The sequence below is a fragment of the Streptomyces sp. NPDC004561 genome, assembly GCF_053602155.1.
Genome location: NZ_JBSGDB010000140.1, coordinates 1 through 19,775, shown reverse-complemented (window position 1 = coordinate 19,775; position 19,775 = coordinate 1). Strand labels below are relative to the sequence as shown.

The 19,775-nt window shown below is 72.4% G+C and carries 15 protein-coding genes and 2 pseudogenes; 11 read left to right on the top strand and 6 right to left on the bottom strand.

Translation table 11 applies throughout. The annotated features are described in order from the left end of the window. Positions 1-2,981: pseudogene (locus tag ACWEN3_RS19900) on the bottom strand (hypothetical protein); the annotation flags it as partial. Between the two features lie 124 nt (positions 2,982-3,105). Between ACWEN3_RS19900 and ACWEN3_RS19895 the strand changes: the two are divergent. The 4 genes from ACWEN3_RS19895 to ACWEN3_RS19880 all read left to right on the top strand — a co-directional run bounded on the left by ACWEN3_RS19895 (position 3,106) and on the right by ACWEN3_RS19880 (position 7,074). After that, a complete protein-coding gene (locus ACWEN3_RS19895) occupies positions 3,106-4,071 on the top strand; it encodes a DUF1152 domain-containing protein (RefSeq protein WP_452972465.1) in 966 nt (321 codons plus the stop codon). 789 nt (positions 4,072-4,860) lie between these two features. After that, positions 4,861-6,009 carry a hypothetical protein gene (locus ACWEN3_RS19890; RefSeq protein WP_452972463.1) on the top strand — a complete coding sequence of 383 codons (1,149 nt, stop codon included), beginning with the start codon at positions 4,861-4,863 and terminating at the stop codon, positions 6,007-6,009. 25 nt (positions 6,010-6,034) lie between these two features. Then, positions 6,035-6,340, top strand: coding sequence for a DUF1232 domain-containing protein (locus ACWEN3_RS19885; RefSeq protein WP_452972461.1), 306 nt, complete (start codon positions 6,035-6,037; stop codon positions 6,338-6,340). A gap of 83 nt (positions 6,341-6,423) precedes the next feature. Next, a complete protein-coding gene (locus ACWEN3_RS19880) occupies positions 6,424-7,074 on the top strand; it encodes a 2-phosphosulfolactate phosphatase (RefSeq protein WP_452972458.1) in 651 nt (216 codons plus the stop codon). Between the two features lies 1 nt (position 7,075). Here ACWEN3_RS19880 and ACWEN3_RS19875 read toward each other — a convergent pair whose 3' ends face one another. Next, complete coding sequence (locus ACWEN3_RS19875) at positions 7,076-8,314, bottom strand: hypothetical protein (RefSeq protein WP_452972456.1); 1,239 nt, start codon at positions 8,312-8,314, stop codon at positions 7,076-7,078. Between the two features lie 451 nt (positions 8,315-8,765). Here ACWEN3_RS19875 and ACWEN3_RS19870 point away from each other — a divergent pair, with 451 nt between their 5' ends. Further along, entirely contained in the window at positions 8,766-11,267 is a 2,502-nt protein-coding gene (locus ACWEN3_RS19870) for a SpoIIE family protein phosphatase (RefSeq protein WP_452972454.1), read from the top strand. A gap of 206 nt (positions 11,268-11,473) precedes the next feature. After that, positions 11,474-12,010, top strand: a pseudogene (locus ACWEN3_RS19865) (histidine kinase); the annotation flags it as partial. Between the two features lie 54 nt (positions 12,011-12,064). Here the strand turns inward: ACWEN3_RS19865 and ACWEN3_RS19860 are convergent. Next, positions 12,065-12,766 (bottom strand): metal-dependent hydrolase, encoded by a 702-nt coding sequence (locus ACWEN3_RS19860; protein ID WP_452972451.1) that lies wholly within the window; start codon positions 12,764-12,766, stop codon positions 12,065-12,067. Between the two features lie 66 nt (positions 12,767-12,832). Next, the gene (locus ACWEN3_RS19855; protein WP_452972449.1) at positions 12,833-13,336 is read right to left on the bottom strand and encodes an LURP-one-related/scramblase family protein; all 504 of its coding nucleotides are present in this window, start codon (positions 13,334-13,336) and stop codon (positions 12,833-12,835) included. Positions 13,337-13,444: 108 nt separating this feature from the next. Here ACWEN3_RS19855 and ACWEN3_RS19850 point away from each other — a divergent pair, with 108 nt between their 5' ends. From ACWEN3_RS19850 to ACWEN3_RS19835, 4 genes are all read left to right on the top strand, one after another. Next, entirely contained in the window at positions 13,445-13,831 is a 387-nt protein-coding gene (locus tag ACWEN3_RS19850) for a hypothetical protein (protein WP_452972446.1), read from the top strand. 59 nt (positions 13,832-13,890) lie between these two features. Next, positions 13,891-14,055 carry a zinc ribbon domain-containing protein gene (locus tag ACWEN3_RS19845; protein ID WP_452972443.1) on the top strand — a complete coding sequence of 55 codons (165 nt, stop codon included), beginning with the start codon at positions 13,891-13,893 and terminating at the stop codon, positions 14,053-14,055. A 645-nt stretch (positions 14,056-14,700) separates the two neighbouring features. After that, positions 14,701-15,978, top strand: coding sequence for a family 16 glycosylhydrolase (locus ACWEN3_RS19840; protein WP_452972440.1), 1,278 nt, complete (start codon positions 14,701-14,703; stop codon positions 15,976-15,978). An 83-nt stretch (positions 15,979-16,061) separates the two neighbouring features. After that, positions 16,062-17,261: a beta-1,3-glucanase family protein gene (locus ACWEN3_RS19835; protein WP_452972437.1), complete on the top strand. Its 1,200-nt coding sequence runs from the start codon at positions 16,062-16,064 to the stop codon at positions 17,259-17,261. A 104-nt stretch (positions 17,262-17,365) separates the two neighbouring features. Here ACWEN3_RS19835 and ACWEN3_RS19830 read toward each other — a convergent pair whose 3' ends face one another. Further along, a complete protein-coding gene (locus ACWEN3_RS19830) occupies positions 17,366-17,953 on the bottom strand; it encodes a histidine phosphatase family protein (protein ID WP_452972435.1) in 588 nt (195 codons plus the stop codon). A 114-nt stretch (positions 17,954-18,067) separates the two neighbouring features. Continuing rightward, complete coding sequence (locus ACWEN3_RS19825; protein WP_452972432.1) at positions 18,068-18,529, bottom strand: MarR family winged helix-turn-helix transcriptional regulator; 462 nt, start codon at positions 18,527-18,529, stop codon at positions 18,068-18,070. Positions 18,530-18,661: 132 nt separating this feature from the next. Here ACWEN3_RS19825 and gap point away from each other — a divergent pair, with 132 nt between their 5' ends. Further along, entirely contained in the window at positions 18,662-19,666 is a 1,005-nt protein-coding gene (gap, locus tag ACWEN3_RS19820; protein WP_452972429.1) for a type I glyceraldehyde-3-phosphate dehydrogenase, read from the top strand. Positions 19,667-19,775 lie beyond the last annotated feature (109 nt).

The window sequence follows — 19,775 nt, the reverse complement described above, 5'->3', positions numbered from 1 at the left end:
CACGCGTTCCATTCGCCGTTGATGGACCCGATGTTGGAGGAGTTCGCGCGGTCCGTCAGCGGTCTGGTCTTCAATGAGCCGCGGATTCCGGTTGTCTCGACGGCGGCCCGCCAGGCGACGGCGTCGATCCCGCCCAGCAGGTCCTGCCATTCCGCGGGCCGTGACGGCGGGGCCAGTCCGCGGGTCTCGTCGTCGATCTCGCCGCGCAGATGACGGCCGTCCGCGGCGACGGCGGTGAGGGTGCCCGGGTGCTTTTCGGGCCGGTACGCCTCGTAGGGGCGCAGGTCGGGCAGCAGGCCGGTCAGGGCCGGGGCGAGGACGGTGTCGGGGACCTCAGCGGGCAGGTCCACGACCGGTCCCGAGCGCATGATGCCGACGCGCCGGGACAGTTCCTCGCGGCGGTGCAGCACCTCGGCCGCCAGCCGTGCGGCGCGCACCACGCCCTCCCGTACCCGGGTGTCGGCGGCCCCGGGGAGGAGCCGGGTGACATGGGCGCGCAGGTCCTCGATCTCCTGGGTGCTCGCGGCGGCGGTGAGGAGGGCGCGGACCGTGTGGTCGTCCACGGTGCGCACCGCCTTGGAGGAGTGCTCGTCGCGTGGGGTGAGGAAGTGCCAGAACGCGGGCGGCGGCACGGGCCCGGCGTCCTCGCCCAGGGTGGGCGGGCGGTCGCGGTCGCGCTCCGCGGGCGACACGAAGCCGTGGACCTGCCACAGCAGCGAGTTGTCCTCTGCGGCATGGCAGCGCACGGTCTGCTCGCCGGCCGTGACGGCGTCCTCGCCTCCCTCCGGGAGGGCGATGATGCCCCAGGGGTGGCGGCCGTAGCGGTGGCTTCGGTAGCGAGCGGTGCGGCCGTCTGCCGACTCCAGCAGGAACTCGGTGGGTGAGGGGCCCTGGTGGGGCGTGCGGTTGAGGACGCGGCAGCCCACGAGGCGGCCGTCCTGTCCGAGGAGGGAGGCGGGGGCGTCCTCGGGGAGCGCGGCGAGGAACTGGCCGCCCTCGAACTCCTCTGTCCCCGAGGGAAGTTCGCGGTCGCGGTGGAACTCCGGCAGGCTGCGGTCGGCGCACGGGGTGCCGGTCGCCGGGTCGTACGGCGTCCAGTTGCCGCCCGCGTGGAAGACCTCGGCGCTCCAGTACCGGTGGCCGTCGCCCAGCTGGAGTTCGTGGCCGCCGATGCCCTCCCGGCCGCCGGGCCGCAGCACGCGCTCACCGTCGAACCGGCCGCCGCGGTCCGGGGTTTCGAACTGGAAGCCGAAGGCGCCCTGGATCAGCCCGCCGTACGGATACAGGCCGAAGGTCTGCTCCGGGGTGAACACCTCGTGCGGCCGCTCGCTCCAGAAGGCCTGTTCGCAGGCCCCGCGGTCGCCGGTCCGCCAGCTGACGAGGAACTGCCCGCCGGCGTAGTGGACGGCGTGCGAGGCCGCCTCGTCCGGCACCCGGTAGGTGCACGACCCGCGCGTCCCCGCGTGGTCGACGGCGACCGCGCGGTCGGCGCCGAAGACGGTCAGCACGGGCCAGGTGCAGGTGACGCGGAGGTCGTCGGCCGGGTCGAAGCCCGCCGTGGCCGCCTCCAGGGCGGGCCAGCCCAGTTCCTCGGGCAGTCCGGCCCGCAGGGCGCGGGCGAGCGGGCCGGTGAGGTCCAGGTCCGCCAGTGCCTCCTCGATGCCGTCCAGGGCGGTGGCCGTCGGCCGGTCGAGGAGCCCGGCCAGCTCGGTCACCGCCTCGTCGGCCGCGGCGAGGCCGCCGGCGCGCAGGGCGCCGAGCAGGCTCTCGACCCGGGCGTGCACCTCGGCGGCGATGCCGGCGTTCTCCGGGAGGCGGGTGATCGCCGTGCCGCCCCCGCGCAGGCCCGCGTGCACGGTGCCCTCGAGCCGCGGACCGAAGACCGGGTCGGCGGCGAGGGCCTTCAGATCGCGGCGGGAGCGGTCGTCCCAGAACGTCAGCCGGACGGCTTCGCCGGGGTCCGCCACGGGGATGCCCTCGGCGAGGCAGGCGTCCAGCAGGTCGGCGTCCAGACCCGGCCAGTGGTACTGGTCCTCATGGATGCGCACGGGGGTGCCCGCCGCCCGCAGCCGGGGGGCGAACCGGGTGACGACGGCGAAGAGTTCGGCGGGCACGGGCTGGCGTGAGACGCCGCCGTAGGGCTCCTTCCGGTGCGCGTACGTGCGTGTGTACCGGCCGAGCCAGCCGGCCAGGTCCCCTTGCGGGGTGAGCCGTCCGGCCGCCGCGGCGTCGATGATGCCGCCCCGCAGCAGCAGCCGCAGCCACGCCGAGGCGTCGTTGCGCGAGACCGGGAAAAGGTCGAGCAGCGCGGCCTGCACGTCCGTGTCCTGGGGGTGGTCGGCCAGCGGTGCGGTGGCGGCCTCCAGCAGGGCGTCGGGGACCGTCTTGCCGTGGGCGGCGGCGAGGACCCGCCCGAGGACGCGGGCCTCCTCGTCCGTGCCGAGCCCGGCGGCGCCCGCCGACGCCCGGACCCGGCGCGCCAGATCGGCGGGGAGTTCGCCCGGGGAGGCCGCCCAGGCGGTCAGCACCCGTACATACTCCTCGTGCGCCCGGGCGGGCGGCAGCTCACCGGCCAGCCGCCGCTGGTGCTCGCTCAACTCCTTTATCGGCAGCGCGCCGTGGGCGGCGAACAGCAGCAGGTTGGCCCGCCGCCAGTCCGCGTCGACGGTCAGCGCGTGCTCCTGCTCGGCCCGGCGGGCCAGGGCGTACGCCTTGGCGGCGGCACGCCCGCGGTACCCGAGCAGTCGGTGCCCCACCGTGTCCCAGAACCACGGCAGATGAGCCGCCGGCAGCCCGTTCGCCCGGCGCTTCAGCCGCTCCAGGCAGCGCTCCATCCTGGGGTACGCGCACGACACGGCCGCGGACACCTCGTCGAGCAGCGCGAGCGCGGCACTTTCCGCGCCGGGGTCATGGGCCTCGACCCAGCGGGCGTACGTCGCGGACCGGTGCGGTTCCGAGGGCAGCAGGGCGTGTGCGAGCATGCGACCGATCTTGGCACGAGGGTCCGACACCCCGTCAGAACCTGTGGACAAGCAGGGCGATTCCCGACGGCGGCCGGCGAAAAACCCTGATGAGGCGCGGGGAGTGCCCTGTTAGGGTCCTGCGGTGCACTCCCTCCGTGAGCCCCTCTTCTTCGCCCGCCTGCGCGAGTCCCGACGTGTGCTCGTCGCCGGTGCGGGCGGCGGTTTCGACGTCTACGCCGGACTGCCGCTGGCGCTCGCGCTGCGCTCGGCCGGAGCCGAGGTCCACCTCGCCAACCTGTCCTTCTCGGACCTGTACGGCCTCGGCCTCGACCACTGGGTGGCGGAGGACGTCGCCGCCGTCCGCCCGGACACTCCGCTGCACGGCGACTACTTCCCCGAGCGGTCGCTGGCCCGGTGGCTGGCGGCGCGGGGTCTGCCGGACATCGTCCACGCCTTTCCCCGTACGGGTGTCGAGCCGCTCCGGGCCGCCTACCGGGCCCTCGTGGAGCATCTGGGCGGGGTGGACGCGATCGTCCTCGTCGACGGCGGGACGGACATCCTGATGCGGGGTGACGAGCACGGGCTCGGCACTCCGGAGGAGGACATGGCGAGCCTGGCCGCCGTGGCGGCCCTGGACGAGGTGCCGCAACGGCTGGTGGCCTGCCTGGGGTTCGGGGTGGACGCCTATCACGGCGTCAACCACGCGCTGGTCCTGGAGAACCTGGCCGCCCTGGACCGCGAGGGCGGCTACCTGGGCGCCTTCTCACTCCCCCGCGAGAGTCCCGAGGGCAGCGCCTACCTGGACGCGGTCGCCCACGCCCAGCGCTGCCACGCCGGTCGTCCCAGCATCGTCAACGGTTCCGTCGCCGCCGCGGTGGGCGGTGACTTCGGCGACGTGCGGTTCACGGAACGCACCCGTAACAGCGAGCTGTTCGTCAATCCTCTGATGGCCCTGTACTTCTGCGTGGACCTGCCCGCTCTGGCCCGCGCCAACCTCTACCTCGACCGGTTGGCGGGCACCGTGCTGATGCGCCAGATCAGCACGGCCATCGCCGGCTTCCGCGAGGAGCTGCCCCGTCAGCGCCAGCCCCGGGTGTTCCCGCACTGACGCCCGCCGCCGCGCAAAGGGAACGCTTGTCAGCGCCTGGCGAGTTCCCGGACGCCGACGACGCCTGCGCCACGGTCAGCAGGGGCAGTGCCGCCGTCCGGCCGAGGCGGCCGTTGCCGATGTACTCGTCGGCGCCGGGGGTGTCGAGCCACGGGTACAGGGCGGCGGCGCGTACCGCCAGGATCAGCAGGCCGAGCGCGGCGAGGGCGAGCGCACCGCCCGGTGCGCCGACGTCGGGCCACCGATGGCGCCACAGCAGCAGCCGGCCGAGCGCGCCTGCGACGAAAGGACGGCGGCCCACAGACAGGATCGGACACGGCCGGCGGGAGCACCTCGAAGACGCCGGGCCGGCCCTCATGGCGAGCTGCGTGTTGACGGGCACAGCGCGAGGGCCGGCAACCAGACGCAGAGCGCGTACGTCACGACGAACGCCGGCTCGCCCAGGCCGGTCCCGTCCACCGGCGGGCGGATCAGCGGCCACAGCCCGGGCAGTGCGCAGGTCCGGGCGAGTCGGCCTCGGTCGTGACCGGTGCGAGAGCGGGGCCCACCCCGAAGCGGATGGGTGGGCGGGCCCCGCTCGCCGGTCCATTCTGGGCGCCGTACGCCGCGGCGGGCACGGGTGAGCCGGGGTCGCCTGACGCACGCCCCGCGCACCCCGTGTGAACCGCGCGCGCCGGTGCGCGGGGCGCGCGGTTGCGCGGCGGCGCGCCGCGCGGCCCCCCGCCGACGTCTTGTCGGGCCGAGCGGTGATACTGGGAGGCGCCCCCGCCCCCATCAGCAGATTGGCTCATGTCGAACACCGCCGGCGACCGCGCCACCATCCCGCAGACCCTCTGGGCGGCCCGCGGCCGCCACACCGGTCCCGCACCCGAGGACGTCGTCCGCCGCACCCTGCGCCGGCACAAGGAGAGCGGGGACATCGACGACTTCACCGAACCCCCCGTCCCCGAGGATTCGCCCCGGCGGGTCTTCGAGGCGCGCTGGCGGGCCGACGGCACGGCGACCGTGCGGGCCCGGCTCGTCCTCGTGCCGCGCGAGAAACCGCAGGGCCACGAGTGGCGGCTCGTCGCGGAGGCAGAGCGCGCGTGGGACGAGGGCTGGCCCTCGCCCGCGACGCTGTTCTGGCCCGAGGACGCGCCCGTCGCGGGTGACGACGGCTCCTGGGACCATCACGCCACGGTCTCCGGCCTGCGCTTCCGGCAGGTCAACGCGCTGCCCGCGGACGACAAGGAGATACGGCGCCGGCTGCGGGACGCGTCCCGCGAGGCATGGTGCGTCAACCTCGTCGTGCACGAGGCGATGACCCCGGACGAGCAGGGGAAGCTGCCGCTGGCCCGGCTGCTGCCGCCCGGCCTCAGGCACCTCGTCGTGGAGCACCGGGCCGCCCCGCACCAGTTGCGCGCAGTCAACTGGGCGCTGAAGGACCTCGGTGTCGAGGTGCCGCGCGGCGGCGCCGTACTCCTCCCGCCGGACCCCGCGCCGAAGGATTACGACAGCCAGGAACACCGGGTGCGCAGCGTCTTCCTGGACGGCTCGGAGCCCGCCGAGCTCTTCGCGGCCCTGCGGCACTTCGCCGCTCTGCCGCGGCCCCTGCCGCGGGACGCCGAGGAGGCGCTGGCGGACCTGCGGGACAACTGGACCCTGATGACCCTTCAGGAGGAACTGGAGCGCGAGCGGCAGATGGTCGCCCGGTACGCCGAGGCACTGGACGCGATGACGAAGTCCCGGGACCTGTACAAGCAGGCCGCCGAGCAGGCCCTGGAGGCGCTGGCCGCCTACCGTGACGTGCCCGGGGAGGCCCTGCCGCAGCAGCGGCCCGCCGCCCGGACGCCCGCCGCGCTCCAGCAGTTGACGCGGACCTTCGAACGGCTGAGATTCCCCGGCAAGGGGAAGACGCCTTCCGAGGAGACCGTCGACGGCACGGACCGGCCGTCGTAGGTCCCGTGTCGCCGAAGGAGGCCGGATGGACACCACCACGACCCTGCTCCTGGTCGCCGCCGTCCTCGCGGCGGGGCTGCTCGCGATAGCCGTCGGCCTGCTCGTCCGGCTCGTGCGCACCCGGCGCACGCTGCGGCGGGCGGGGCTGCCGACGGGCCCGCGCTGGGTCTTCTGGGGCGCGGTCGTCTATCTGCTACTCCCCACGGACCTGCTGCCCGATCCCATCTACCTCGACGACATCGGCGTACTGCTCCTCGCGCTGCGCAGTCTGCGCGCCGCCCGGCCGCCGCTGCCGCCGCTGCCGCCGGAGACGACCGGCCCCGGCCCCTGAGCGGCCGTCGTGTGCCCCACCATGGTGCGATGCGGACTGTGTTCACCGGTATCCCCGCCGCCCCGGCATAGCCGGACGTCGCCGTGGTCGTCGACGTGATGCGCGCGTTCACCGTGGCCGCCTGGGCCTTCCGGCGCGGAGCCGAGCGGATCGTCTTCGCCGGTACCCAGGAGGCGGCGCTGGAGCTGAAGGCCCGTCACCCCGGCTGGCTCGCCTTCCAGGACGGGCCGCCGGTGCCGGGCTTCGACCTGGCCAACTCGCCCGCCCGGCTGCGCTCGCTCGACGTGCGGGGCCGTACGGTCGTGCAGAAGACGACCGCGGGGACGGCCGGCGCGCTGGCGGTGGCGGACGCCGGGCTGCTGCTGTGCGCGAGCTTCGTGGTGGCCCGGGCGACCGCCGAGGCGCTGCGGCGCGCCCGGCCGGAAACGGTGACGTTCGTCGTCACCGGGGACGGCGGGCGGGCGGAGGAGGACCTGGCCTGCGCCGAGTACATCGCGGAACGGGTCCGCGCGGACGACGCCGACCCGGGTCCCTACCTGGAGCGGGCCCGGCGCTCCGACGCCGCCGCGCGGCTGGCCGACGGCGTGCGGCGCGGCTGGGCGGGGGTGCATGCCGAGGACGTGGGGATGTGCCTCGCGGCAGACAGCTTCCCGTTCGCCATGGCGGCCTCTCGTCTGGACGGTCACCCGGTGCTGCGCCCGGTGGACACCGGCGGGCCGCACCCTGTGACCTGACTCAGGACGCGCCGTCCCGGCCGCCGTTGTCTCCGATCAGCACTGCCAGCACCACCACCAGTGCCGCGAGCGCGGCCGCCGCTGCCGTCGTTCCGGCGAGCCAGCGCGGGGCCAGGGTCGCCGCCCACAGCCGGGCCGAGTCCGGCAGGCCGAACCGGCCGCCGAGCATCTGGCCCGCCGCGAGGGCCGCCGTGACCGCGACGGCGGCGCCGGCGGCGACGAGCCGGGCGGTCACCGCCCGGCTCGGCAGGGCGAGGGCCAGCAGCATGCACAGCGCCGAGGCGATGAGGGTGGCGCCGAGGGCTCCGTGGGAGAGCCCGAGCCAGTAGCGCGGGGCGTGGGCGGCCCCGCACAGGAACACCATCAGCGCCGCGCCCCGGACCCACACGTGAGCGCCGGAACCGTGACCGGACTGGGGGCGCATCACCGGCCGTTCCGCCAAGGCGGGGCGCGGCATGACCGCTACGGGAGACGGCGTGACCGACACGAGGGGCGTCGAGGCCACTATGGGGGGCGTCGCGGCCTCTGCGGGAGACGGCGCGGCCGCTACGGGAGACGGCCCGGCCGCTGCGGAGGCGTCAGGCAGGGCCTGCGGTTCGGCGGGCGCGGGGGTCGCCGATTCGGGAGCCGCCGGCTCGGAAGCCGCCGATTCGGAAGCCGCCGATTCGGGCGACAGGCCCTCGGGTTCTGCGCGTTCGGTGGCCAGGCGGCCGATCAGCTCGGCGAGTTCCTCGATGGGCCGGCTCACGGCCGCCGCCCGCACGACGGCCTGCCCGCAGTGGGGCTCCACGGGGGTGCGGTGCAGCAGCTGCACCAGCCGGGTGACGTCCTCCAGGGGGCGGCTCTCGGCGGCGGCGCGGATCGCCTCGTCGGCGCTGTCCGTCCCCCGGGGCGGCTTGGTGAGCAGGGTCACCAGCCGGGTGACGTCCTCCACGGACCGGTCGACCGCGGCCGCCCTCAGCGCGTCGGCAGCGGTCCGGGCGTGCTCCGGCGCGCCTTCCAGCAGGGTGATGAGCCGGACGACGTCCTCCAGCGGGCGGTCGGTGACGGCAGTGCGGACCAGACCGTGCAGCGGGTCGCCGTACCGGGCCTCGTCCTCGGGAAGGGGCTCGGTGAACGGTGCGGGCGGCGGTGCGGGCCGCGTCAGGACGAGAGCGGGCCGGGTGGGGAGCCCGGCGGCGGCCGGCGCTGGAGATATGACGGAGTCGTCGGGGCAAGGGGACGAAGATCGGACGGTCATATCGGCTCCAGAAGAGGGGTACGGCCGCAACCGGCGCCCCCGCGTGCGGCGCGCGGCATTGCTCCAGTCCATTACTAGGAGCGGCTCCATGGCTCCGCCACCGGGATGAGGCACTGGTGTGAGGCCACTCCGCACGGGACGCGGCGAAGCGGGGCCGATCACGCCGAGGCACCGACACGCCCGCCGAGACCCAGCCGTCGTGGACACCATCCGAATCGCCCCCACGCTCACCCACGCCCCGAGAACGCCCCGCAAGCGGCCCCCGAGCCCGCCGCCCCGCGCACCCGGAGCCACGCCTCTCGCGCTCCCACCGCACCCGCTCGCGGACCGCCGCCCCGGTCCCCAGCCCACCCGTCCGTTTTCCTTCGTCCGCCCAGGTGCGTTCCGCACTCTTCCGGGCGCATTCTTGCTGTGTCAGCCACCCGGAGGCACGCGGGACGAGGTAGGGCCCATGGCTGGGAGCGGGGAGCAGACGGTCCGCACGCGGGCCCGGCTGGCCGCGCTGCTGGCCGACGCGTCGACCGCTGCGCTCCGCGCGGCCGACGGCCGGGTGGCGGGCGTCTACCTGCGCTCCAGCACCCCCGGCCTGCTCCGCCTCGCGGTGCTCGCGGGGCTGCCCGGCCCCCTGTTCCGGGCCTGGTGGCGGATGCACGTGGCCCGCCCCTTCCCTGTGGCCGACGCCTACCGGCTCGGCGTGCAGGTGGTGCTGCCGAACGCGACGGAGACGATGCGCCGGTACCCGCAGTTCGCCGCGGGCCTGCCGTTCCCGTTCGGGTCGGTGCACATGCCGGTGCCGGGCGCGAGCGAGCCGGTGGGGGTGCTGACGGTGCTGCGCCCGGCGATGGGCGACTCCCCGGACGAACCGCTCGACCGGGAACTGCTCGCCCGGCTGGCCGAGGGCCTGGGCGCCGAGTTGCTCGCCCTCGCCGAGGGGGACGAGGGCGAGCTCGTCTGGGACGGGGAACCGCAGTGCGTCCGCCCGCCCGCGAGCCGGCCCTCGGGGGCCGCCGTGGGGCGGTTCACCTGGGACCCGGTGACCTGCGCGGTGCGCGCGGACGACCGGCTGCACGCCCTCCTCGGCCTGGTGCCCGGCGGATTCGAGGGGACCGAGGCCGCGCTCGCGGACGCCCTGTCCCCGGCCGAAGCGGACCGGATCCTCGCCGCGCTGCGCGAGACGGCTGCCGGGAAGCCACCGGGTGCGCCGCTCAGCCTGCGGGCGCGCGACGGCACACCGCGCCTGGTGGACCTGTGGCCGCCGGACAAGGAAAGTTCCGCGACCGCGGTCGGCGGGATGGTCTTCGACCCGGGCGCCGCCGCCGCGGAGGGGGCGGCCGATCTGCTGCCGCAGGGCGTGTTCTGTGTGGACCGGATGGGGTTGATCGTGTACGTCAACCCGGCCGCCGCACGGCTCGCGGGCCGGGAGCGTAAGTGGCTGCTCGGGCGCCCGCTGTGGGAGGCGATGCCGTGGCTGACCGGGCCGCCGTACGACGACCATCTGCGCGGCGCCCTGCTCGCCCCGGATCCGGTGCACTTCCATGTGCGGCGGCCGGCGGGCGCGGACATGGCCCCCGGCGAGTACGACTGGCTCGCCGTGTCCGCGCATCCCGGCGCCGACCTGCTGACCTGCACCCTCGTCCCGGCCAGCCGCATGGACACACCGGTCGAGCCGGTGCCCGAGGCGCTTGTGCCGGAGGACACGGTGACCGGCGACTCGATGGCGCCGGTGTACCGGCCGATCGCCCTGGCCATCGCGCTGTCGGACGCGGTGACGGCCCGGCAGGTGTCCGCGGTGGTCATGCGGGAGCTGCTGCCCGCGTTCGGCGGCCGCCGTCTGGCCATCTACCTGCTCCAGGAACGGCATCTGTACCTGGCCTGGGAGACCGGCTTCCCGCAGGGCTTCCTCGCCCCGTTCGACGGCGTCGGACTCGACGCGCACCTGCCGGGCGTGGAGACGCTGACGACGGGCCGCCCGCTGTTCTTCGAGTCGATGGAGCTGCTGGCGGCCACCTACCCGGGGATCCCGCTGGACGCCGAGGAGGGCGCCCGCGCCTTCCTGCCGCTGATCGCCTCGGGCCGGCCGGTCGGGTCCTGCATCCTCGGCTTCGACGGCTCGCGCGGCTTCAGCACGGAGGAGCGCACGGTCCTGACGGCGCTCGCCGGGCTGATCGCGCACGCCATGGAGCGGGCGCAGCGCTACGACAGCGAGGCGGCCCTGGCCCGCGGCCTGCAGCAGGCCCTGCTGCCGCGCCGGCTGTCGACGCATCCGCGGGTGGAGACCGCGGGCCGCTATCTGCCGGGCACGCAGGGCATGGACGTGGGCGGCGACTGGTACGACGTGGTGGAGGCCGGGGACGGGCTCGCGCTGGTCATCGGGGACGTGCAGGGGCACGGGGTGCAGGCGGCGGCCACGATGGGCCAGCTGCGCAGCGCGGTGCGGGCGTTCGCGCTGGGCGACCGGTCGCCGGACGAGGTGCTCAGCGGGACGAACCATCTGCTGATCGACCTCGACCCCGGCCAGTTCGCGAGTTGCTGCTACGTGCGCCTCGACCCGGCGACCGGACAGGCCCGGGTCGCCCGGGCGGGGCATCCGCCGCCGCTGCTGGGCTCGCCCGACGGGCGCACCCGGCTGCTGGACATCCCCGGTGGTGTCGTCCTCGGGGTGGATCCGCGCGCCCAGTACCCGGTGACCGAGCTGCTGCTGCAGCAGGACGCGATCCTCGCGCTGTACACGGACGGTCTCGTGGAGCGGCCGGGCGCCGACATCGACGACGGCATCACCGCCCTGCGGCTGGCCCTGTCCAGGGCGGGGGCGGCCGCCGGGCGGCGGGGCAGGCGCTCGCTGTCCGGGGTCGCCGACCGGCTCACCGCCACCGCCCGGCACGCCAGAGCCCGCCCCGACGACGTGGCGCTGCTGCTCGCCGCCCGCCGTCCGGCACCCGAGCGGCCCGCGTGACCGGCCGGCGCCGGTTCGTCGTACGGCGGTCACCTGGGGTGACAGTCTCGCCTGACGGCGCCGGGCAGTGTAGACATGGGCACATGGTGCGACTGCCCGGCCGGCCCGCGACTCGGCCGCCCCGTCCTTTCGGGCACCCGCGCGCACCGCTGGGCCGGCAGCCGGACGGATCCGGTGGCGACGGCGGCAACGGCGACCGGCCGGGGATGCTGCGGTCGGCGGTGACCGGACGCAGCGTCGCCGGGCAGGTGTTCCTGCTCCAGGTGGTGATCGTGCTGCTGCTGGTCGTCTCGGCCGTGGTGGCGCAGGTGCTGCAGGTGCGGCACGACAGCGACACCGAGGCCCGCAACCGCTCCCTCGCCGTGGCCCAGACGTTCGCCAACGCACCGGGCACGGCGGCCGCGATGCAGTCCCCGAACCCGACGGCGATCCTGCAGCCCAAGGCCGAGGCCGCCCGCAAGGCGACCGGCGTGGACTTCATCGTCGCGATGAGCACACAGGGCATCCGCTACACGCACCCCAAACCGGACCGCATCGGCAAGAAGTTCGTCGGCACCATCGGCCCGGCCCAGGCGGGGGGCACGGTCGTCGAGCAGGTCAACGGCACGATCGGCCCGCTGGTACAGGTCGTGGTGCCGGTGAAGGACCCCGGCGGCAAGGTGGTGGGGCTGGTCTCGGCGGGCATCACCACCGCGCACGTGGGCGGGGCGGCCGCCCAGCAGCTGCCGCTGCTGCTCGCGGCGCCGCGGGACACGTCGTCGCCGCCGCGCCGGGCATCGCGTGCGCCGGGAACCGCCTCAGTGCAGGGTGTGCGGCGCCAGGACCGTCAGCCAGAGCAGGGCGATGGTGCCGGCGCCCATCAGCGGCGTCAGCATCTCGGTCTCCAGCCTGTTGCCGCTGCTCTTGATCAGCACGATCTCGTAGCGGGTTTTCAGCGGCCACAGCCACGGGGCTCCACGCTTGGTGATGGAGTCACCGAGTAGGTGTGCCAGGCAGCCAAGGCCGACGGCGTAGGGCAGCCAACCCGGCGCGGCAGGGATGAACTTAGAGATCGCGGCGGTGCCGAGCGCGGCCAGCGCCACGATGGTGCCCCAGGCGTGGAATCCATGACCGGGCGGGCAGAGATTGAGCGCGCGTACCGCCATGGCCAGAAGGAAGAAGGACATCCCGAGCGTGAAGGGCCTGCCCAGGTAGGCGATTCCGGCCCAGGTGCCCACGGTCATGAGGGCGATGAAGAACAGGGAGTGAGTGGCATGGCGGTGTCCGCCGGAGATCCAGGCGACGAACCGACACAGGATCCTGGAGACCGGGCCGAGGAAGTTCGCGATCGTGCCGTCGTGGTGGTCGAGGTCGGGCAGCAGCGCGGCGCCCGCGCACAGCACCGTGCCCATCAGGACCTCCCGGGGCGCCAGATGCGTGTGCAGCAGCAGGGGTGGCAGGTACGGAGCGGTGCCGGCGAACAGCAGCGCACCGCTCACAGCATGCGAATGGCCCATCATGATGAGGTGGTTCTCCCCCGATCGGGCGCCGTGCGAGCGGCGCGTCGATGTCTGAACAGTCGAAGGTCAGAGATTGGTGAGCTGTTCGCCCTTGCCGTCCTCGATGATGTGGTCCACACACACCGCGAGGACGATCAGCAGGAGCCCGTCGGGCTCGTACATCACGTCGACGGCGTAGGAGTCGCGGATGCTGAACCAACGGCGCGAGATGTGCGCCAGGGTGGTGCCGTTGTCCGTGATGTCGAACTCGCGGTCCCAGAGGTTGCCGGATATGCGCAGCCGGCGCCCGTCCCGCAGGGTCACCTTGAAACGGTCCCCGAAGAAGCGGAACCTCCGCTTGCTGATGCGGCCGACGTTGTCACCGTCCTGCTTGACCAGGATCGTGTGATGAAGGGTCAGCGCCTTCTTCACGATGCTCGCGACCTGATCGCCCTGGGCGTCCACGAAGTGGAACGTCGTACGCAGCCGCATCAGTTTGCGGTCGACCTTGAACACCTTCTCCCGGTGCTCCGTCTCGACCCAGGCCTCCTCATGGAACGCCAGCATGCGGTCCCGTATCAGATAACGCATGGGGTCCCCGTCCCGTTCAGGTGATGGCGAGCAACAACTGTCCGCGATAATAGTTGCGCCGTTACGCAAAGCGGCAACCGCATCCGCACAAGAAGCGGGGAGTCACACATGGCCACCACAAATCTCCGCCGCACGAAGTGCCGCACGGCGGAGCTGCTCCTGATGCTGCTGCTCGGACTCGGCCTGGCAGTGACACCGGCGGCCGCCGCGACCCACGCACAGCAGCAGGCGACGGCGGCCGTCACCACCGTACGCACCGGAGCCGCGTCGCCGGACACCGCCTCCGGCATCAGCTTCCGCCATCACCGGTCCCGGCATCACACATCGTCGGCTCGGCTCCGCACCACGAAGTCCAAGAAGAAGGGCGGCTTCTTCAGGAAGTTGGGTACCTTCCTCCTGGTCCTCGTCATCCTCGTCATCCTCTTCATAGCCCTGCTGGTCTGGCTCCTGGTCCGGCTCGTCGGCAGGGTCTTCGGCCGCAGCGGCAACCGCTGACGCCATCTGCTGACCACACGGCCGGCCGGCCCCGGTCACCCCACGTCGGACCTGGTGGCGTGGATGCTCCAGCCACCGCATGCGGGCACACCGCCAAGGAGAACCGGCCCGCACAGGAGACCTTCCACTGCATCTCGTGCGGCCACCACGCGCACGCAGACATCGTGGGCGCCCTGAACGTTCTACAGGCCGGGCCGGCCCGTCGCGATGCCCAATCGGCATAGTGAGAAGCCCCCTCATGAGGGGGAGGAGTCACGGAGGGAAGGCCCGGCCGCTCACGCCCGCCCAACAGTGGCGTAACCGCGAACTGTGGGGCACTGCCCAGCGCATCACCCGACCTCGCTCCCCTCACACCACCACCGAGACCCTGGCGAAGGCCAGTCGATGAACCTCCAGGCCTCCATCTCGCTACGGAGGGTTACGTCGACGTCGTCCCGGTGCACTGTCCCCCCCTTCTCGGAGACACACGGCCTCCTGGATGCCCTGCAGCCTCGTTGGCGTCGGCTGGTACGGGACGAGGAAACCTCTCGCTCACAGCTGCGAAAAGTTTCGCTACACGTCGGGTAAGGGCACGCGGCTGCGAGCCCGGCGGCACGTGATGCACCGACCCCTTCTTTTTTAAGGGAAGGTTAAATGAGACTTAAACTACCTTCGCTCTGGTACGACTTCCTCAAGTACGGGCAGTTCAGGGCGTTTTAAGGTCGCGCCTTCCGGTTGGCGGACGCGGCGTCCGTGCGTATCGTCTGGCCAACCGGCGGGCCTGCCGGTGCAGTTGAGAGCGCTCTCGGCTCGTGATGTGTCCGCACGCTCGACATGCACCGGGCGGCGCCCGATCGGTAACTCCCCCACAGACAAGGTGCGTTCTCACCATGGCCGCTCATCGCGCACGCCGGTGGTCGTTCGGGGGGCTGGTGTGCCTGATGGCCGCCGCCCTCACCTCCGCCATCCTCTTCAACACGTCAGGCCCGGCCGCCGACCGGGCGAACGCGGCCACGGTACAGACATGGTCCGACGACTTCGACGGCCCCGCGGGCAGCGCGCCCAACTCCTCCAAATGGACCTTGGAGACAGGGGGCAACGGCAACGGCAACCACGAACTGCAGTACTACACCAACAGCACCAGCAACGCCGCGCTCGACGGCAAGGGCCATCTTGTCATCACGGCCCGCAAGAACAGCGACTCGGCTCTGCGGTGCTGGTACGGGACCTGCCAGTACACGTCGGCACGGTTGAACACGGCCAAGGCCTTCACCCAGGCGTACGGCCACTTCGAGGCCCGCGTCAAGGTCCCACGGGGCCAGGGCGTCTGGCCGGCCTTCTGGATGCTGGGTGACAACCTCGGCAGCGCGGGATGGCCGAACAGTGGCGAGATAGACATCATGGAGAACGTCGGCAAGGAACCCGGCGCGGTGCACGGCACAATCCACGGTCCGGGCTACTCCGGCTCCGGTGGCATCGGAGCCGCGTACACCCTGCCCAGCGGCAAGGCGTTCGCTGACGACTTCCACGTCTTCGCCGTCGACTGGAGCCCCTCCGCGATCACCTGGTCCGTGGACGGCCAGACCTACGAGACCCGGACCCCGAACGACGTCAACGGCAACAAGTGGGTCTTCGACCACCCCTTCTTCATCATCCTGAACTTCGCGGTCGGCGGTGACTGGCCCGGCAGCCCCGACTCCAGCACCTCCTTCCCACAGACCATGACCGTCGACTACGTCCACGTCTCGGCCTCGGACAGTGCCGGCTCGGGCTCGGGCGGCACGAGCCGCACCGGCACCATCAAGGGCATCGGCGACATGTGCGTGGACGTCGCGGGCGCCTCCAGTGCCGACGAGACCCCCGTCCAGCTGCACAACTGCAACGGCGCCGACGCCCAGAAGTGGACACTGAGCCGCGACGGCACCGTACGGGCTCTCGGCAAGTGCCTTGACGTCAAGGCCGATTCGCATGACGACGGTGCTGCCGTCCAGGTCTACACCTGCAACGGGACCAAAGCCCAGCAGTGGACCTACACCGCCGCCCGCGACCTGACCAACAGCGGCGCCGACAAGTGTCTCGACGCCACAGGCAACTCCTCCGCCGACGGCACCCGCCTCCAGATCTGGACCTGCTCCGGCACCGCCAACCAGAAGTGGACCGTCGGCTGAGCCGATCGGCCGAGCCCCCACACCCCCACCTTCCCCACGAAATGGCTCCGGTCGAGGCCGGGGCCCCGCAAGGAGCTCCCCACATGGCACACCGTCACCAGCGCAATCTGACCCGCCGCAAGATGATGTTCGCCCTCGGCGGCGCCACCGTCGGCGTCCCGGCGATCGCGGCCATCGCCCCGTACGCGCTCGCCAGCCAGACCGACGGCAACACCGCCGCGGCAACCGGCTCGCTCCCGATGACCGTCGTCAACAACAGCGGCTCCTTCGGCAACTCCTCCGTGCACCTCTACGTCGTCGGCAACCTGGACGGCAAGCAGGTCCGGCTCACCCCGGACAGCACCGTCGCCCCGATCGCCCTCACCGACAACGGTGCCGACGGCTTCACCGACTACGCCATCCCGCTCGCGAGCAGCGGTGAGACCAAGCTGTCCCTGCCGTACATGTCCGGGCGCATCTACATCGCACTCGGCAAGAAGCTCAAGTTCAAGGTCGTGACCGACGGCAACGGCAACGCGGCCCTTCAGTACCCGGCCGGGTGGGTCACGTCGGACCCCAGCTACGGAGTGCTGCACGACTGTGCCGAGTTCACGCACAACGCGGCCGGCATGTTCTGCAACACCACAATGGTGGACATGTTCAGCATTCCGATGAGCATCCGTCTCACCGGCGACAAGGACCAGACGACGGGCACCGTACGCAACGGCGGACGCGCCGCAGCCTTCGCCGCCGTGAAGAAGGTCGAGGAGTTCGCGCCGCTGATCGTGGACGACACCCGCATCATCGCCCCCGGCCACGGCCTGGACGCGGGCCTCTTCGCCAAGGACTACTTCGCCCCCTACATCGACGAGGTGTGGAGCACCTACTCCGGCAAGGACCTGAAGATCACCACCAACGCGGGCACGTTCACCGGCCGAGTGCGCGGCGGGCGGTTCACCTTCGACGGACCGGCCTCGGTGTCCTTCGCCAAGCCCTCGACCCGCGACGTCCTCTTCTGCGACGGCAACCTCGCCGCGCCCAACGACGGCACCACCGGCCCCGTCGCCGCCGTCCTGGGCGCCGGCTTCAACCGCTCCACGCTGCTGAGCAACACCGTCCAGCCCGCCACCGACGCGGCCGCCTTCTACCAGGGACAGCTGACCAACCACTACGCGAAGGCGATCCACGCGGCGACCGAGGACGGCAAGGCATACGGCTTCGCCTTCGACGACGTCGCGGACTTCGCCTCCTACATCCAGGACACCAGCCCGAACTCCTTCACCCTGACCGTGTCACCGTTCTGACGGACGGTCTACCCAGGGCCGATGTTCCTGAAGCCTTCGCCGGCATCGCCTCGGCCCTCCTCTGCTGGTGGCGCCTCTCACTGCGTTCGTGCGGCAGGCTGCCACTACGGGACGTTCCAGGCGGAGATGAACGGCTGTCCATCCTCAGCGGCCAGGAAGCTCAGCGTTCCGGGATGCGGGTGGCCCAGTACTCGGCCGGCCGACGCGTCCAGGCCCAGCCACCGCACGGTGAGCACACGCGCCAGATGACCGTGGGCGACCACGGCGACGTCGCCGTCGTTCAGCAGCGGCCGGATCCGGTCCAGCACCGCGTCCGTGCGCGCGGCGACCTGCTCGAGCCGCTCACCGGGATGGTCAGCGTCGCCGGGAACGACGCCGTCCCGCCACAGGTCCCAGCCCGGCCGCCCCTCGCGGATCTGCGCTGCGGTCATACCCTCGTAGCCGCCGTAGTCCCACTCCACCAGGTCGGGAACAGGCCTGGCGCCAGTCAGGCCCGCCAACTCGGCCGTCCGCGTGGCGCGGCTCAGCGGACTGCTGAAGACGCCGGCCAGCGGGCGTCCGGCCAACCTCGAAGCGAGCGCCTTGGCCGATGCCTCGCCCGCGTCAGTCAGCCGAACGTCGGTGCGCCCCGCGTGCCGACCCGACAGGCTCCACTCGGTCTGGCCGTGCCTGATCAATATCAGCTCCCCCATGGGCGAGCACGCTATCTGATCATGCGACGCGGCGGGTGGCGTCCGACGCATGGGACCGTAGCCCTCGTCGTCCGTCCACGGACGTGCCCGCCACGTTCGGGGAACGGATGGGCCCTACCGTCCGGATTCGGCCCCGAGCTCCGCCAGACGGGTCAGGGCGGGCAGAGCCGCGGCGATGGCCTGCCGTTCCGCGGGCGTCAGCTGGGCGATCAGCGGGACCAGGTGACGGCCCCGGTCCTCGTGCCGTACCTGGCCGATCTTTCGGCCGCTCTCGGTGATGCTGACGAGGACGGCGCGTCCGTCCGCCGGGTCGGGGCGGCGTTCCACGAGACCGTCGCGTTCGAGCCGGGTGACCAGCTGAGTGAGCCCCGGCTGGCTGATCTGCTCGGTTTTGACGAGTTCGGTCAGCCGCTTGGGACCGCTGAAGGCCAGTGTGTCCAGCACGGACAGCGTCGTGAACGACAGCTTCTGCACCGCGGGAAGCCGGATGTAGTAACGGTTGAAGTTCTCGATCGCCCTGGTGAGGTCACCGACGGCCAAGTCGGTGTTGCTGTCGGCACGCTGAGTAGAAGTCACCCTGGAAATATATCGCAGACTTATATAAGCTCCTGATCGATTGCGTGCCGGCGCCTCGTCAGGCGCACGGTCTGCACCTCGGCGCAACGGCGCGTCACCGGACTTGTAGAGCGCTAGGTGAGGAACACACCAATGACTGTGCGAATCGGCATCAACGGCTTCGGGCGCATCGGTCGCAACGTCTTCCGTGCGGCGGCCGCGCGGAGTTCGGAGCTGGAGATCGTCGCCGTCAACGACCTGGGCGACGTGCCCACGATGGCCCACCTGCTCGCTTATGACTCGATCATGGGGCGCTTCCCCGAGGAGATCACCGCCGAGCCGGGCGCGATCCGCGTGGGTGACCGGACGATCAAGGTCCTCGCCGAGCGCGACCCCGGCGCCCTGCCCTGGGGCGACCTGGGAGTGGACATCGTGATCGAGTCCACCGGCATCTTCACCGACGCCGCGAAGGCACGCTCACACGTCGAGGGCGGCGCGAAGAAGGTCATCATCGCCGCTCCGGCCAGCGGCGAGGACTTCACGGTGGTGATGGGCGTCAACGACGGCGACTACGATCCCGAGCGCCACACCATCGTCTCCAACGCCTCCTGCACCACCAACTGTCTCGGCGTACTGGCCAAGGTGCTGCACGACGCCGTCGGCATCGACTCCGGCATGATGACCACGGTCCACGCATACACGCAGGACCAGAATCTCCAGGACGCCCCGCACAAGGACCTGCGCCGGGCCCGGGCCGCGGCCCTGAACATCGTGCCCACCTCCAGCGGCGCCGCCAAGGCCATCGGCCTCGTCCTGCCCGAACTCTCCGGCCGGCTGGACGCCTTCGCCCTGCGGGTGCCCGTCCCCACCGGCTCGGTCACCGACCTCACGGTCACCACCCGCCGCGGCACCACCGTGGAGGAGGTGAAGGAGGCGTACGCGGCGGCGGCCTCGGGACCGTACAAGGGCTTGCTGTCCTACGTGGACGCGCCGTTGGTCAGCACCGACATCGCGGGCGACCCGGCCTCCTGTGTCTTCGACGCCGGGCTCACCCGGGTGTCCGGCCCGCAGGTCAAGGTCGTCGGCTGGTACGACAACGAGTGGGGCTACTCGAACCGCCTCATCGACCTGTCACTGCTCATCGGGTCGTCCTTGTAGTTCGTCGCCGACCCGGCGTCCGCACCACCCGCACGTCAGCGACGGTCGTCCGCCGTTTTTCTCCGCCCCGACGGCCCTGGCCGGGTACTGCATGCTGCGCTGGAGGAAT

Excerpts from the sequence above, each read along its gene's own strand:
- ACWEN3_RS19890 (WP_452972463.1), top strand. The coding sequence starts at position 4,861 with ATGTCGAACACCGCCGGCGACCGCGCCACCATCCCGCAGACCCTCTGG.
- ACWEN3_RS19885 (WP_452972461.1), top strand. The coding sequence starts at position 6,035 with ATGGACACCACCACGACCCTGCTCCTGGTCGCCGCCGTCCTCGCGGCG.
- ACWEN3_RS19875 (WP_452972456.1), bottom strand. The coding sequence starts at position 8,314 with ATGACCGTCCGATCTTCGTCCCCTTGCCCCGACGACTCCGTCATATCT.
- ACWEN3_RS19870 (WP_452972454.1), top strand. The coding sequence starts at position 8,766 with ATGGCTGGGAGCGGGGAGCAGACGGTCCGCACGCGGGCCCGGCTGGCC.
- ACWEN3_RS19860 (WP_452972451.1), bottom strand. The coding sequence starts at position 12,766 with ATGATGGGCCATTCGCATGCTGTGAGCGGTGCGCTGCTGTTCGCCGGC.
- ACWEN3_RS19855 (WP_452972449.1), bottom strand. The coding sequence starts at position 13,336 with ATGCGTTATCTGATACGGGACCGCATGCTGGCGTTCCATGAGGAGGCC.
- ACWEN3_RS19850 (WP_452972446.1), top strand. The coding sequence starts at position 13,445 with ATGGCCACCACAAATCTCCGCCGCACGAAGTGCCGCACGGCGGAGCTG.
- ACWEN3_RS19840 (WP_452972440.1), top strand. The coding sequence starts at position 14,701 with ATGGCCGCTCATCGCGCACGCCGGTGGTCGTTCGGGGGGCTGGTGTGC.
- ACWEN3_RS19835 (WP_452972437.1), top strand. The coding sequence starts at position 16,062 with ATGGCACACCGTCACCAGCGCAATCTGACCCGCCGCAAGATGATGTTC.
- ACWEN3_RS19830 (WP_452972435.1), bottom strand. The coding sequence starts at position 17,953 with ATGGGGGAGCTGATATTGATCAGGCACGGCCAGACCGAGTGGAGCCTG.
- gap (WP_452972429.1), top strand. The coding sequence starts at position 18,662 with ATGACTGTGCGAATCGGCATCAACGGCTTCGGGCGCATCGGTCGCAAC.